The organism is Alteromonas aquimaris (assembly GCF_026183695.1).
GTDB lineage: Bacteria > Pseudomonadota > Gammaproteobacteria > Enterobacterales > Alteromonadaceae > Alteromonas > Alteromonas aquimaris.
The window spans coordinates 145,422-161,119 of the sequence record NZ_JAPFRD010000005.1 but is presented as its reverse complement, the minus strand read 5'-3'; the positions used below and the strand labels follow the sequence as shown (position 1 = coordinate 161,119).

Here is a 15,698-nt window from a genome sequence, read left to right as displayed (position 1 = left end):
AAAATTATCAATCCAGCCTCAGAATAGTTACATTAAACGTCGATAACGCAGCTATTATCTCATCGACAAATTTAAGTGACGCAATTATAACAACAGCATCCTTATCAATATGTGTTTCTGATAAAGTTCTAACTGGAATATTAAACTCAACCCTGACTTTTGCAGCATTGATATCGATGACTCCCATTACTCTATCAAATAGCTCCGAGTGAGAAAGTACTGATAGAACTTTATTACCTAACTTGCCTGCCCCATATACATAAATGGGTTGCTGATTATTACCGGCAAGCTTTAAACCTAGTTTAAATAATGCGGCCTCAATACTTTGCTGCGCTTTCTCTTCATGCAGATGAGAAACATATTCGGGTAGATGATGAAGTTGTTTGGGTAAGACCTGTTTATATAACGCAAAGAGATGCTTTCTACTGTGATAAGTATTAACTCTTTTACTAAGGCTTGATGGTGTGTTTCTATACCAAAGCATAGGATAAGGGAAAGTCGCAGACTTTGCCCCTGAGATTGAAAGCTTTAAAATTAATTGCCAATCCTCCTCCCCTGCGTGTTGTGTACTGACAAATCCACCCGCTTTGCAAAAAACACTTCGTTTAAAAAGGGTGGTGATTCCCCCGACACAGTTATAAGTTAATGCGGCTAACCAGTTCTGGTCTGAATGGAAGTGAATCAGTGTTGCTTCTGTTTGCGAAAAACTAGGGTAGGTATTTCCTTCAAAGTAACAAAATGACGTAGTGACAAAGTCCGACTGGGTGCGATGCATGGCGCTAACAAGATTCGTTACTGCTTCTGGGTGAAGTACGTCATCATCATCCACGAACATAATCAGAGGCGCATCCGTTGCATCAACTCCCAGATTGCGCGCTTTTGATGCACCTACAGACTTTCGATTAACCACAAATTTGATAGTGAGATTTTGGAACGTTTCTATTATGCTTTTTATTTTCTGCTGCGCCTCAACAGAACTGCCATCATCAATAATCACAACATCATAATTTTTATAGGTTTGACGGCTAATCGAATGAAGTGTTTGTGAGAGAAATTGTGTTCGATTGAAACAGGGAATGATTAACGATACTTTTTGTTCTGTATTTTGTTCATCACAGGCAACATCAGCACTCACTAACTCCTGGTTTCTTTCCAGAAATAACTGCAGTAGCTCATCTCTTGATGCATATGTGTTGTATTCTTCAAGCCTTTGCTGAGCAGAAGGCTCTCCCCACAGATGCAAGTGGGTATCGTCTAAGCGCGAACTCACCTGCTTACACTTGAGCAACAAATATGCTAATCCATTTTTTCGAGTGCAGTAAACGTCTGAGAAGCTTTTCTCGTTATATAGCCACATCATTAGGTTAGAATGTGCCTTTAATACTGGCTCTCTATGAGAAAATCGGGTTAAGTCGGCATTACATAAAGTTAAACTGGGAACATCGTAATTAGCGAGACTGCTATTACCATTTTTGTCGAATATCAAAATATGAGTTAAATGCAGTTCTTCTCGGTAAGCCAACGCTTTTTCGAGCTCATTTTCCCAGCATACCATCAGCCTCTTTTGTTCATATTCCATCATAAAAATTCGGGCTCACTAGTGCTATAGCGAACGATGGTGGCACGCATTTCTTTTTGTTTAGCTTTACCACATATGATGACTTTGTCGAACTCATTAAATTGGAAAGAATCTGGCGTAGACGCTGTGGCGCCATTAACTGATTTTTCAGGATCTATATCGAGCAGGATAAATTTGTCTATACCTTTTAAGGTCAAAATATCGATGACTTCGCTCGCATATTTATTAAGCCCATAAATAAACAACCTGCCAATTTCGGGCTTAACAAAGGTAGACAATGCTGTTAATTTTTTTTCCAGAAACTGATCGGCTCCGGGGAACGAGAATCCGCTTAAAAAATCAGTTGCTTGCTTCCATGCGTTCTCAAATTTCCGGCACTCATCGTTTTCATGCCAATACTTCAAAAAACTATTACCGGATGTAGCGAAGGGATTTTCAAATATATAACGGCAAAAATTATTCTGCCGATAGAAAAGGCGCATAGGTAGCGTGATGGCTTGCCCATTATCGAAATAGGCTAGCGGCCATGGTGCCTGAGAAGATTCGCTACTGCCTTGCTCTTCATTTTCCTTGATGTATTTCAACCAGATTTGATTTACCAAACTTTTGTTGCCTTCAGAATACTTAAAGGCCATTTTTTCACCAACACCTGAGTCGAAAGACGAGAAATGGTAAAATAACAGGGGTTGGCCATTAACATAATAAATGTCATTTTCAACCGTAATGTTCCTTGTGCTCAGATTCCAATGAGCAACATTCAGGCCGGGGTGCCTGGATATGAGTACTTTGTCAAAATAAGCAGGAACAAAGTCACAGATTTTTTGATCGGTAAAACATCCCATAAAAGTTTGCGCATAACCAAAATTGACTACGCGATCTGCCCACCACTGTGCGAATTTTTTTCCCTCACTGCCCGAACTAACAGCGAAAAAACCTAAATTATATACCCCATGTTTCGCTGCAGAAATTTCGTTATCTAAAATGGACTGTCTTTCGAAATCAATTCCAGTGATGTGGGGAGTAAGACAAATCTCATATGAATCCAACCATTCAAGTATTGTTTCTAAGGAATGAAATACCTTGGTGTCAGGGTCTAAATAGATAACTTTAGTAACGCCTTCCTTTAACAGTTTTGTTAGATAGAGTGGCTTAACCGTCGTACAGGTTTCTACCAATGAATGCATAAATAGCCATTGAAGAGAAAATGTTTCAGCTACTTGGTGTAAGCCAACTACCCGATCAAAAGCAGAGTACGTTTTGGCATCTTCATGTTCATCCAGACTCTCTGAGAAAACGCAATGAAATTCAATATCAGGATGAAATGCCTTAAATGATTTAGCCAGAACTTTTGCTTTAGCCAAATAGTTTTTTGTAATACTTGTAAAAACGACAATTTTATCCATTCAATTCTCACACATTGATAATCGTTCCGTTAAATCCTATTGAATCGAGCGTATTACGCATTTCCGCATGATGGGATAATGTGCAAAGCACGACATAGTCATCGGATTTAAAATCGAAATGTTGAATATTTCTAACTGATACGCCTGACAACTCGCCGTCACACTTATACGTATCAACGATAAAAATACGAGAAGCAAGGTTTACCAAATCTTTCGTCAAACATTCACTAATATCATTGACCCCATAAAGTATTATTCTACACGCAATCTGCTTATGCTGTCGGATACTCGATATGGCTCGACTAATTCTGCGATACTTGTGTCTATTGGAAAAGAAGAAACTGAGTGAGCGTTTGATGTTCCCAGTCTCAGTATCATCAAAAATGTTAAGAAGGTACCGCAAAATATAAATTTTTTCTTTCAACTCTCTTCGATACGTACTTATATTGTGATTTCGCGTGGTAAAGTCATGCTTTCTGAAATAATTAAGAGGTTTGTTTAAATATTTAACATTACTACTCAACAGTATGTTGATGTACAAAAACCAGTCTGCGCAATATCTTAATTTGTTCTGGTTGATTTTATCCCTCAATAAATCCGCTCTGAATAACACCCCACTCACATTCGGAATAACGTTTCTGTGTATTAAGAAGTTACTGATAAATTCCCTGCCATTCATTGAAAAATCATTATTCCAGATAGATTTATATTTCGGAGAACTAAAATCGTACCTTCTGAGAATCGTACCCCGCTCATTTATGACATTCGAGTCACAGTAGATAAGGCCACATTCTGCGCTTTGCTGTAATTCAGATAATAGAGTGCCCAAAAAATCACTTGAAGAAGAGTCATCACTCTCCGCTATCCAGATAAAATCGCCGTTAGCAGAGTTAATTCCAGTGAGCCATTGTGAGTTCACCTGACCGCTATTAACTGTATTAAAAATACATTTTTTTACTCGAGACTCACTGTGTGCAAATTTGTTTAAAATTTCGATGCTATTATCATTACTTGCATCATCCAACAAAATGATTTCGAGATTTTTATAAGTCTGGGATTGAATCGAGCGCAACCTCTCTTCCAGGTAATCTGCGTGGTTGTAGTTAGGCACGATTACAGAGACCAGTGGGCCTTCAACAGTTTTCATTAAAAACTCTTTGTCGATAAAGAAGCATTAGTTGTTTCATATTTGATTACATTAACAATCTTTGAAGTTAATGTTTTACTCCACTGTCTGGGCATCGATACTGAAATAATAATACACGTCAAATAGACCATCTTGTGCACACAAACTAAACCAAACTCCTATTTGCTAGAACTAACTCTCTATAAAACCTTAAATAGATATTATTTTTGCTTGGTTCACTCCCCCGTCTATAAGCGTTTGATAAATCTCTTGCGTGTATGCTTGTGATGCAATGACGAAATAATCAGCACCAGGGAAAAACTTGGGAGAGTTTTTCACTGGCACGCCCTGATAGGGACTGGTAATTTGCTTGTCGATAAAACCGATAATTTTAATTGGAACTGTTTCTTCAACGCTGGCTTTCTGAAAAATACGACGTCCTTTATGCCCTGCCCCACATATGACGACTTTGGATTTATTGTTATCAGCCATATCGAATAATTTAGCTATTAACAGTTTGTCATGACTATCCAAATAGATCTCAGGCTCTCCTTTGTACGGTCCTTGGTTCCGAATTTTCCAATAATATTGACGAAAAGGATGAACGCTTGACGCATGCCAAGGCTTTTCTGCAGTGGTAAAATGCACAATTTTTGCGTTGTTAGCTAGCGAGCTAACTCCAACATCATATGTCTGAAAATTGTAAACTGAAGATAAATACAGCAATTTGTTCTGAAATAATATATTCAATACGTCTTGATCGTTGTATGCATACTGCTTGCCTGAGCACAAAAGTTGAAGTGCTTTTTCAGCAACATTGAAGGAGCGCCACTTCTCTAAGTTAATCAGCATCAATCCAGCATTGAAATAGCGGTTAGTATGCATTCCCAATGTAGCCGTATAATCTTGCCTGGAGAGTTTTGCATCACTCACAACAGCGGCTAAGAATTCAGAAATCTCAACGTGTGCGAGTTCGCTTATATCTCCCAGTGCCACCATATCACAGTCCAAATACAAAACTCGCTTTATGCTATCTGGAAGTATTTCGGCTAACAAAAGTCGTAGATATGTCACCATATCCAATCGGTTTAGATAACTAGCACTTAATGGTAATGCCGAAATACGGCCCCTAGTTTGCTCATCAACGTCGTAAAACGTCAAATTGCCATCTAGTTCCATTGCGGTTTTAAGTTTCACCTTGCTATCTTCATTGACCGAATTAGCAATAACGTGAAAATTAACTTCACATTGACAACTAGTAACGATGCTTCTGAGCAATACCCATAAATGGCAACAGAATTTGTCGTCTACAGTTATGACAATCTCTAATGGACCTTCTAATTTTTTAGATTTCAACGCATTCAAAATTGTTCTTTTTCACTCATGCTACTGTGTACTTGTGTAGCGGAGGCTATTTTCACTTTTCAAGTCACACCACTTCTTCGTACCTACTGATTTTGCTTATTTATGAAGTTACTTCATTAATCCCCGCACTTTTAGCATCCGCTGCAACAGGTAACAATAATAGTCCCGTTTTTTACCAACGAGATTTTTACTTTTATAATTGCCTTGTACATGCCTGACTTGATTAAATAAACGGTCGACCCAGAAAAGTCCTTCGTCGTACAAAACACCAAAATTTGCTGGCGTATTGCCCTTCAGTGTTGCCGAATGAAAGAAGTAGGCAAACTCACGCGATTCATCAAGCATTGATTTGCCTAAACACGGGTAGTCAAATGAAATTCCTAGCAAATCAAACAAGGTAGGGAATATATCAAAGTGACTTGAATGTGCTATATCCATAGACCTTAAAGCAGGATGCGTAAGCATAAAGGGGACTTGCACTTGAGGAAAAATTATAGAGTTACTGTGGAAGTTATAGCCATATTCCCCGAACGATTCACCATGATCACCTGTGAAAATCAAAATCGTGTTTGATAGGTCGACTTTATCTGCAAGTCGGTTAAGAAAGGTGTCGAAGATGAAATCAACTTCTTCAGCTGCGTTAAGGTATGTTGCTTTATCACTACTGCCCTTATGGCGAGAAAATCTTTTTGTATCAACAACCTTATACGGCATATGCGTCTGATCATTTATCAGATGCAAGAAAAATGGGCTATCATTCACTTTGCTGGCAATTTCATCAACCATGTTCCACAAACGATAATCAGCCTCTAAACCTTGTTCGGGGATATCCTTCGTTCCCCACACGTGGTCGAAGCCGATACGAGTAAGCAGTTTGTGGTAGTCATAAAGTCCAATATCGGCACTATCTAAAAACAGCGTTGTATATCCGTTTGCCTTCAAATGCTTTATATGTAGAGGCTCACTTCCTGGGTAAAGGCTATCTTTGCGATTGTAAGGGTTATTAGAATAGCCACCAGTATAAATCTGATTAGTTGCCACAGTGGTATTGGGACAGAGGCAAAAATGTTGTTTGCTAGTCCAACTATTCTCTCCAAATCGTTTCGCAATTTGAGACTTTATTCCATCGGCGGTTGAGGATTTCAAATAGTTGCCGAGTGACTCCATTGTAATGAGAATGACGTTAGCGTTTTTACATTGGCCAAACGACTTTGTTGGTTCACGCTCTACACTTTCTGGTGCAATCAATGACTGATGCTCCGGCTTTAACAAAATAGATTCATCGCCCTCAAAATGATCGCAATGAAAAATTTTACCGAGCAAGCTTACCGAAGAAAAAAAGGGATGTTTTAGAGAAAAATATCGCTTCATTTGATGAGTTATAACAACCGTTGCCCCCGCAAACATGGTTATACCGCCCGCAACGCTATGCCACTCTGAACTTAAAAACGAACTAAGAAAGTGGGGTGAAAGGGTTTGCATCAGCACTAAGCCAAACCAAAGAAACGGAACAACAAACAACCATGGATCGCGATTTCCGAGACTAAAAAGGTGAGGTATTCCTTTGCTTATTCCTTTGCTGCCAGTAAAGAACCATGAAATAGTTTGTCGATTGACTTCTAGCCTATACTGAACAAATAGCAACGCATCAAGCCAAAGCAAAAAACCATATACTGTGAGTAAAGCAGCTAATGGGTAGATGAAAAAAGAATAGTTAAACGCTTGTGTGAGTATGATGAAAAGCAACGATATGGAAAGAATGATCAAATGATCACTTAGATTTACCATCGATATTAATGCGCCACGTTTAGCGCGAATAATTTTATTGAGTTTCAATAAAATAGCGGTTAACGCCCAAAAAATACCAGTTTGAGCAAATATCTCAGTGAACAACTGCACAACTACTCCACACTGACTATCTTTGTAAGCTGGTCAACCAAGCTATATCCATCCCATTGAGACGAAAATGACAGTGCTTGCCCTAAGGGTACCAGCCGATCTATCCCATGTATCGACGTACTGGATAAAAACTTGACCAATTCCTCCTTGTTTATTCCCCAGTAAGTCAGTGTTTGCAACTTATCATCGCAATAGTCATTCAACTCGCTAATTCGCCGTATAGGCACAATCCAGATGGAGAATTGACCGTTATGGCGTGTTACGTCAATTGAAGCACCTGATTGTATTTCTATAGAAAGAAGCGAGTTGTGGGTGAACGCCTGCCGAATCTCGCCTTCAACGGCCATCGATTGCAACATTACCAGTTGTTCATTTTTTAGCGTGACCGACATATTAGTGCTAAATTTTTTATCCAGAAAATTTAGCACTTCTGGCTGCAAAGTCGCACTACCTTTCCAGAAAATTATTTTTGGAGAAGAGCACGCTTGCTGATTAAAAGGGTGAATATCACGGTACAAATGCTCAGCCACATCCTTTATATTTTCTGCAGATAATTCATCGCCATTCAATATGCTCGCAGAATAGCGATCTGAAAAACTGATATCCCTGCATCGAGGTTTTATAGGTAACTGTCGGATAGCCATTACGCTGGCATCCCCTCCCCACAATACTCGGGCATCGGCCGATCGGCTGATCTTAATAGCCAATTCATTCAATGATTTGTCATATTGAATGAAGGCATTTGTTTTCGCGACTGCCTCAAATTCGGGTTTAGCAAGCACACTGGAAATGCAATTGAGCAATACGTTCTGCAATTCAGATAAGCGAGAGTTAAGCCTGATGAGATTTCTGTTGCCACACACCAGTGAACAAATCCAGCTATACACAAACATGGTATCCACATTTGCAGGAGTGTAATGCACAACCATTCCAACTGGCTTTCGAATGCAAGTAAACTGGTGTTGAAATTCTTTTATTATGTTGTTTTCACGAAGCCAAAAACCCAGTGCCACCAACTCAGAGATATGTTGACTTTCTGGTGCCATCAACTGTTTAGATAGAGCTGATGTGAAAGAAATAATTAATGGGTCGTAAGGAGTTAAACTCTTCTCACTGAATATATCAAGACTACCTAGGTCAGTTATTTCATTTAACTGCTTAATCAGGTTACTACTCATGCGTCGAACCAGCCGTGTCACTGCATCCGCGCATCTCTGTTTTCGGCAATCTCCCTTCAACGCGAAAGAACCGCCCTAACCTTCCACAATCGCAATTGTCTTCACCTAAGACGGTTCCCATATCTTCGGTCAATAAACTGTAGCCGGGGTAACTTGTTGGGATCATAGATAGCACCTGAATAAGTCCTGATTCACCATTTGATTGCGGTTCAAGAGTGTAAGGATTGCGGATGAGAATATCGGCAAACGGCGGGGCGTGCAGATGGCCTTTTTCACACTCGACAAACACGCTGCCTACCTGTTCAGCCATACCGTAAAAGTTATGCACTTTTGCTATACCGGTTACCTCTTTTAAGGTTTCTTTGAATACCTGATTACTGACTTGCTGTTCAGTTAATTTCTTCCAGCCACCGCTATGAATAAGCACACCATCAGTGAATGGCAGTTGCAAATTACGCTGTTGTAAAGCCTTGATAAAGTGCAACCACACCATGAAAGTGAAACCAAAAAGCAGTACCGGCTTACCCTGATGCTTTTCAGAAAATTGAGTAATGGCATCCACATTCAGTGACATGTCTTCATTCAGGGCGTAAGTATGATCGCGGCCGAAAAATGCCATGCCCTGTATACCGGCCCCCCGCGCCGACAAGGTGTGGTTCTTCAGCACCGCTGGCGAATCAATGATAAGCATAGGTAAGCGCTGTTTACCGATAAAAGACTGCATGATATTCACCAGCACCTTGCTTTGTCTGGCACTGGTCTGTTTATCCAGAAAAATGCGGGCAGGCGTTTGCCCGGTGGTACCTGACGAGCTAAGTGTTTTGAACACCTCCGTCTGCGGAACGCTCTTTAATTCGTATAACTTGAATAGTCTTACGGCCAGAAAAGGCAGGTCTTCGTAGCGATCGAACTTTACCTGAGAGAGTGAGGTTATGCGCTGATACTCTTCGCAGTTAGCATAATGGTGCTGATGTAAAAACCGAAAGCACTCCAGCAAAATGGCAGACTTTTGTGACTGATCAATAGTGTTAGTGCCAGCTTCAAAAAGTGTACCCAGATATTGCTGATAGGAAGATTCTGACATTCATTCACTCTGGTTTTTATCAATCTTTTACGACAGAAATTTGCCCGTTAGTGCTGATTTTGATTAATTAGCCTTACAATATCAAGCATTGACAGGGAGTTGGTCATATAACGCGGTATAATCTGTTTTACCATTAGTCAGTAGCGGCCACTCTTTAACCTCATGCATCGTTATTGCTTTTGGCGGAACCCGCAGCAGTTGGATGGCGTACTGCTTTATCGCATCGCACTGGCCCGAAGTACAGCAGATAACAAGTTCATCGTCTTTCCCCACGCAGCGCACATCAAAACCTGATTGCATCAAAGCAAATTCAACCTCATCAAGGCTACACCGCTCTCCGAACAGTTTAATTATCCGCTTCAGCCTGCCAGTAATAAAAAAATCACCCTCTTCGTCGAAATAGCCGATGTCACCGGTACGCAGTGTATGTGATGGTGAAAATGAGGCCAGCCCTTCATGATTATTGACATAGCCCAACATCACATTAGGTCCTTGATAGACTAACTCACCTATTTCTCGTGCATTGTGTATGGATTCGCCAACCTCATTTATTATAGCAAGTTGACCATTAGGGATAGCCTGTCCGATGCTGCCAGGCTTTGCGGCGACCTTATCCGCAGGAAGGTATGCCATACGCGCAGTAGCCTCCGTTTGACCGTACATTACGAACAATTGTTTGTTATGGTGGTCAGCATAGTCAGCAAGTTTGACCACCATAGATTCAGCTAACTTGCCTCCCGCCTGAGTCAGATAACGCAGATCTGGCAAAACCTTGCGCTCAAACCGCAAACGCAGCAGCATTTCATACCAACTGGGAACGCCATTGAGTGAAGCGATGTTGGCCTCTTTCAGCAGTGTCCAGAAACCTTTATCCATCACGGTCAGATCAGTCAGACGAACACCTGCGCCCATCGCTAGATGGGTATGTAATACAGACAGCCCATATGAATAGGAAAATGGTAATGAAGCTAATGTTACATCGTTATTTTCAATGGGTAAGTAAGCCAAAATAGAGCGCGTATTGGCAATCAGATTCTGCATCGACAAAGCGACAAATTGCTGACTGCCTGTAGAGCCTGATGTGGATAACAGGATCCCTAATTCAGCTGCCAGATTAAGCTGCTGTTGAGATAGTAACCGAAAGCTTCCTTCTTCAATCAGGACATTGGGAGAAAACTGCTGAACAATCGCGGCTACGACTTCGTCACGCGCATTGCTGTTTACTACAATGCACGGATAATGAGCTTGCAGACAGGCTAAATAATTGACGACGCTGTTAATGGTGTTTGCCATTCGCAATATCACTAGCGGCCGCAGACTGCCCACGCGCAACTGCCATTCATTTATTCGTTGGTCAACGCGTTTTTGCAGCCCGGCATAGGTGATTGAATCGGCGTCACTGATTAACGCGGGGTTGGCGCCGAACTGATCCAGTGAGCGATTAAACAAGGGAAACGACATTAAGGGCAAAATGCCCCATCCACCGGCAATATGTGCCCGGTGGTGTAAGCAGATTGTTCTGATAATAAAAAGCTGACGGCTTTAGCCACATCGGCTGGTGTGCCGGCTCGCTTCATGACCACCCGCTGCAATACATTCTCGCGTTTTTCCTGCTCGTAATGCCTGGTCATAGCGGTGTCAATAAAACCAGGGGCCACACCATTGACGCGAATGCCAACCGCTGCCAGTTCTTTTGCCAGCGAAACCGTCGCGCCTTTCAATGCGGCTTTACTCGAGGCGTATGCGCTCATGCCCGAGCTACCTAATTCGCCAACCTGCGAAAGCACATTCACAATTGAGCCCTTGCGCAGTCTTGCCATTAACCTGCAGGCTAATTGCATATGTTGATAAGGGGCTAAAAAATTGATATTCAGCTGCTCTTTGAGTTTATCCATTGAGCTGACGGTAATGGGGGCTTCAAACATCACGCCCGCGTTATTCACAAGACCATGTAATGGGCCGATATCAGATTGCATCTGCATTTTTTGAATTTGGCGAAATTGCTCTTTTACTGCTTTTTCGTCCGTCACGTCATAGATGAGCGGCACAACTTTACCAGCCCAACTGTCAAGCAATGGCGCAAGTTTATCTTCATCACGTGCGTTGGCAAATACCGAGGCTCCGGATTTCAGGCACGCTGACACAATGGCCTGGCCAATCTCACCCGTGGCGCCGGTGACTAATATGGACTTACCCCTAAGACTGTTTGGATCAGAATTGGATGTCATACTTTGCCAGAATTTCTTTTGCCTTGCCTACCGTGCTCATATCGATAATATCATCCGTGTCGAGCATGACGTCAAAACTGTCCTCTAATTCTGCGACCAGTATCATATGCGCAGTTGAATCCCATTGTTCGATTGTGTTGTAAGTCAGATCATCCGTCACCTGCTCTGGTTGAATACCCAGGGCCTGACAGAACACCTGCTTAATTTTTGCGTTATTATCCACTCTATACGACCTTATTGTCCTTTACGCGGCGACCTGGAAAGTAATCGCCTGAGTAATTCAGTGTGCCGCTCAAACCCTTCTTTTTGCAAGCGTAAATCAATTAAATCAGATTGATTGATGACTTGATAGCCAAGTTGCTGGTTGTATTTTAGCGCAGCCTTGTTTTCGGCTTTGACGACAGCAAAGAAAGATTCGACGGACAAATGAGCAAAGCAGTAGTCGTACAAGGCCAGTGTGGGCGCAAACGCTATAACGTTCCCCTGATAGTCAGGATGGCCTATATATAAACCCGGCTCGAGTGTTTTAGCGGTGTTGACAGAATCGCCATGAAAACGCGCTTTGATGTTAGTCGCGCCAATAGCCTGCCCTTTGTATTCCACTACCCAGTGTTGCTGTGAGTCATCACGTTGGATTTTTTTAAACCAGGCGTGTTGCTGCTCTTCTGAAATAAAATCTGTCGAGAGCATTTGCTGTCGTACTGTATCGCTATTCCGCCAATCTCTAAGTTGGCTTAAATCGTTTTGCGCAACAGGGCGCAATGTAACTTGAAACCCGGTAATTACAGGGCCCTGAAAAGAATGAGAAACCTTTATCATTGTTGATGTTCAGCAATTATTTTTAACAACCTCGTCGCACCTTCAGCATCATATAGCCCTTTAGCTTTGTCTGACAAGACTTGTAAATCGTTGTCTAATAGTGATTGTACGCAGTTTGCGATATCTGCCAATGGTGTTCTGTCAACGCAATCAAAACTATGTGCCCAGCCTTCTTTCACAGCCTGTTTGGTGGCCTCTTGCTGATTATCAGCCACTATAAGCAGTATGGAAGGCGTTGCGCATGTTCCCAACTCAAACTGACTGCCCCCGGCTGCACTAATCGCTAATTTGGCATGGTTCCAGACTTCACTCATATCCTGACAGTTATGTATGTGTTGAATGGGATTTAAAAGCGTAGCGATGCATGCTTCCAATTCGGATAACCGCTGATAAGCAGGGCCTGTCACCACTCGAATGGGCAGATTGGGCATCCGTTTTGCGATTGCCTCTAGCAATGGGATCGTAAGATTTTTAGGGTCACTACCGCCCAGACTAATGGCGATACCGTTTCGCTGACTAATGGGATTTGGCGAAACTTCTGCAAATTCTCTGCGAAGCAGTCTGAATTCAGGACCGTAACAAAACCTCTGCTGAGCAGAATCAGTTTTAGGAGACGCAGCGGGATCAACGACGATATCAACAAATTGCGAAACATGCGTCATGCCGTCGTCCATTAACACCAGTGTACAGTGCCCACTTCGACTGGCTTTTATTGTGTCAGCCGCGAAGGTGTATCCATCAAAAATTATCGCCGCGGCACCCTGCTCTTTGGCTTGCGCGCCGATCCAGTTGCCCTCCTCATCGTCGGCGAGGCCGGAAGGCAGGTCAATAATTTTATAATGCCAATCGTGCCGTTTAGCCGCGACTGATTTAGCCTCAGCATCTAATAAAAACACACTGGGTACGTCATAACTTTCCGCCGCCTGGGCCAGCGCCAGACTGCGCATGAGGTGGCCCGCGCCAGTCTGGGTAGAGGCAAGTACTCTGAAAAACAGTGGTCTCAAGAGACGACTTGCTCCCACTTAAGTGCGGTGCCTTTTTTTAACGACGAGGCCGCTTTTTTACCAATCACTGAAGTAAAGTGACAGGGTGCCAGGCCGAACGCTGGGCGAACAACCTTTAGATTTTGTTCAGAAAATTCCTCGCCCGCTTCCATATCTTGCGAGACATAGATTGAGCGACGATATTGTTTGGATTTTTCTTCAGCAGCAGTAGCACCATAACGAACATTGCCCAAAGCAAGCCAAGCCCGTTCAGTTTCTGTGACCAGTTGTGATAATTCAGCAGGTTCTAAAGAAAAAGCCGCGTCCACACCACCTGCGTGACGGTCAAGCACAAAATGCTTTTCTATCACCGTAGCTCCTAAGGCTACGGAGGCTACCGCCACCCCAATTCCGCCGGTGTGGTCACTAAGCCCGACCTGACAGTTAAACGCTTCGCGCATATTCGGAATAGTTTTAAGATTGGTATTGCCTGGATCGGCGGGATAGGTACTGGTGCATTTAAGCAAAATAATGTCATCACAGCCGTTTTCTTTAGCACATTTTATCGCCATTTCAATCTCATGCAGGCTCGCCATGCCTGTTGACATGATCAAGGGTTTGCCTTTACTGGCTGCGTGCGCAATCAAAGGAATGTCGGTTAATTCAAAAGAAGCGATTTTAAAACACGGTACATTTAAACTATCCAGAAAATCCACCGCACCGGCATCAAAGGGGGAGCTGAAAGCCACCATTCCCAGCTCGTTAGCCAACTCGAACAGCGGCTTATGCCACTCATAAGGTGTCGCCGCTTTTTGATATAATGCATGCAACGATTCACCGTGCCATAAATTATCTTCTTCCTTAATCACAAACTCATCTTTGTCGACATTAAGGGTCATAGAGTCGGCAGTGTATGTCTGCAATTTGATAGCATGTGCCCCCGCTTCTGCAGCCGCTTCCACCATCTTTTTTGCGAGTTCGAAGTCCTGACTATGATTTCCGCTCAATTCTGCGATGATGAACGGCGGTTCACTGGGACCAATAAAACGTTCACCGATACGGGTGTCATGCATCAGCTTTCCCCTCTATGATGTCGGCAATCCCTTCTACTAAACTTTCCACAGAAATCGGTTGGTCACTTACCTCTGTGGCATAATCAGGCATTATTGTTTGCGGATCGATATGACCGCTGATAATTAATACTGGCGTGTTGACTGCGGCCGCTAACCATTGTGCGCCAGCAGGTATGCTCACCAGTAAATCACATGCCTTAAGCTTGCTGAGTTTTTCCTTGATGTTTGCATCACTATCCAGGCCTGCGTAGACATTAAATCCTTTAGTCGTTAACTGACGCGCCAGTTCATTGGCGGATTGGTAACAATCGGTTGAGGACACGCCTTCCAAAGCTAAGGCAACCGTTTTTTCTGACCGGCTGAACGTTGGCTCGGCTTCAACATTGATCGACATGTCCATATCAATATCAGCGAATCCACAGCAGCGACGTAAATAAAATTCAGGATAGCCACCTTGCGGAGGCTCCCCGTGAAGCCACCACTTTTCAAACCACGCGTGCATACCAGACCACGTACTCTGCATATATTGCTCTAGTGAATTTACGTAGTCAGCAGACAATGACTGGTGTTTGAAGTCATTAATGATGTCCTGCACTGAACGATTCAGCATATTGCCAATGACAGGCTTCCCGGCATCTTTTAAAAACCTTGTTAAAAAACAGGGCATGAACCAGGTATCAAGGTTTATGATCTCGGTATAGTTATGGCTGTTGATAATTTCTGCCAGTTCCAGAAACACTTCCATCGCAGATACAAAGTCTTCTGGCCAATCGTCCTGGGCGAGGTCCAAAACAGTTACATCGGGTTCTGCCAGGCGCACTATTTCGCTGCCCTGACCAAAGGTTAGGCAGTGAATCTCAGCTTCAGGGAAGCAGCGTTTAAGATGCCTGATAGCAGGGACACCGATAGCAGCCACATCGAAACTTTCCATCATTCTGATAACGAGAATTTTCTCTGCCAT

The 15,698-nt window shown here is 42.7% G+C and carries 14 protein-coding genes; all 14 read right to left on the bottom strand.

Annotated elements, in window-relative coordinates:
* Window positions 1-7: 7 nt before the first annotated feature.
* Window positions 8-1,582: a glycosyltransferase family 2 protein gene (locus tag OPS25_RS03720; protein WP_265616320.1), complete on the bottom strand. Its 1,575-nt coding sequence runs from the start codon at window positions 1,580-1,582 to the stop codon at window positions 8-10.
* A complete protein-coding gene (locus OPS25_RS03715) occupies window positions 1,579-2,982 on the bottom strand; it encodes a hypothetical protein (RefSeq protein ID WP_265616319.1) in 1,404 nt (467 codons plus the stop codon). Before OPS25_RS03715 ends, OPS25_RS03720 begins: the two co-directional genes overlap by 4 nt.
* Window positions 2,983-2,989: 7 nt before the next feature.
* The gene (locus OPS25_RS03710; protein ID WP_265616318.1) at window positions 2,990-4,129 is read right to left on the bottom strand and encodes a glycosyltransferase; all 1,140 of its coding nucleotides are present in this window, start codon (window positions 4,127-4,129) and stop codon (window positions 2,990-2,992) included.
* A gap of 189 nt (window positions 4,130-4,318) precedes the next feature.
* The gene (locus tag OPS25_RS03705) at window positions 4,319-5,473 is read right to left on the bottom strand and encodes a glycosyltransferase family 8 protein (protein ID WP_265616317.1); all 1,155 of its coding nucleotides are present in this window, start codon (window positions 5,471-5,473) and stop codon (window positions 4,319-4,321) included.
* A 108-nt stretch (window positions 5,474-5,581) separates the two neighbouring features.
* Window positions 5,582-7,372 carry an LTA synthase family protein gene (locus tag OPS25_RS03700; protein ID WP_265616316.1) on the bottom strand — a complete coding sequence of 597 codons (1,791 nt, stop codon included), beginning with the start codon at window positions 7,370-7,372 and terminating at the stop codon, window positions 5,582-5,584.
* A gap of 2 nt (window positions 7,373-7,374) precedes the next feature.
* Window positions 7,375-8,550, bottom strand: a complete 1,176-nt coding sequence (locus OPS25_RS03695; RefSeq protein WP_265616315.1) for an acyl-CoA reductase — start codon at window positions 8,548-8,550, stop codon at window positions 7,375-7,377.
* Window positions 8,543-9,634, bottom strand: a complete 1,092-nt coding sequence (locus OPS25_RS03690) for a LuxE/PaaK family acyltransferase (RefSeq protein ID WP_265616314.1) — start codon at window positions 9,632-9,634, stop codon at window positions 8,543-8,545. Before OPS25_RS03690 ends, OPS25_RS03695 begins: the two co-directional genes overlap by 8 nt.
* A gap of 81 nt (window positions 9,635-9,715) precedes the next feature.
* The gene (locus OPS25_RS03685; protein ID WP_265616313.1) at window positions 9,716-11,095 is read right to left on the bottom strand and encodes an AMP-binding protein; all 1,380 of its coding nucleotides are present in this window, start codon (window positions 11,093-11,095) and stop codon (window positions 9,716-9,718) included.
* Window positions 11,095-11,862: an SDR family NAD(P)-dependent oxidoreductase gene (locus tag OPS25_RS03680; RefSeq protein WP_265616312.1), complete on the bottom strand. Its 768-nt coding sequence runs from the start codon at window positions 11,860-11,862 to the stop codon at window positions 11,095-11,097. The genes OPS25_RS03685 and OPS25_RS03680 overlap by 1 nt, the downstream gene beginning before the upstream one ends.
* Window positions 11,846-12,085, bottom strand: coding sequence for an acyl carrier protein (locus OPS25_RS03675; RefSeq protein ID WP_265616311.1), 240 nt, complete (start codon window positions 12,083-12,085; stop codon window positions 11,846-11,848). The genes OPS25_RS03680 and OPS25_RS03675 overlap by 17 nt, the downstream gene beginning before the upstream one ends.
* Window positions 12,086-12,096: 11 nt before the next feature.
* Window positions 12,097-12,681 (bottom strand): GNAT family N-acetyltransferase, encoded by a 585-nt coding sequence (locus OPS25_RS03670; RefSeq protein ID WP_265616310.1) that lies wholly within the window; start codon window positions 12,679-12,681, stop codon window positions 12,097-12,099.
* Complete coding sequence (gene pseG, locus OPS25_RS03665) at window positions 12,678-13,685, bottom strand: UDP-2,4-diacetamido-2,4,6-trideoxy-beta-L-altropyranose hydrolase (protein WP_265616309.1); 1,008 nt, start codon at window positions 13,683-13,685, stop codon at window positions 12,678-12,680. Before pseG ends, OPS25_RS03670 begins: the two co-directional genes overlap by 4 nt.
* Complete coding sequence (gene pseI, locus OPS25_RS03660) at window positions 13,682-14,737, bottom strand: pseudaminic acid synthase (RefSeq protein ID WP_265616308.1); 1,056 nt, start codon at window positions 14,735-14,737, stop codon at window positions 13,682-13,684. The genes pseG and pseI overlap by 4 nt, the downstream gene beginning before the upstream one ends.
* Window positions 14,730-15,698 (bottom strand): glycosyltransferase family 9 protein, encoded by a 969-nt coding sequence (locus tag OPS25_RS03655; RefSeq protein ID WP_265616307.1) that lies wholly within the window; start codon window positions 15,696-15,698, stop codon window positions 14,730-14,732. The genes pseI and OPS25_RS03655 overlap by 8 nt, the downstream gene beginning before the upstream one ends.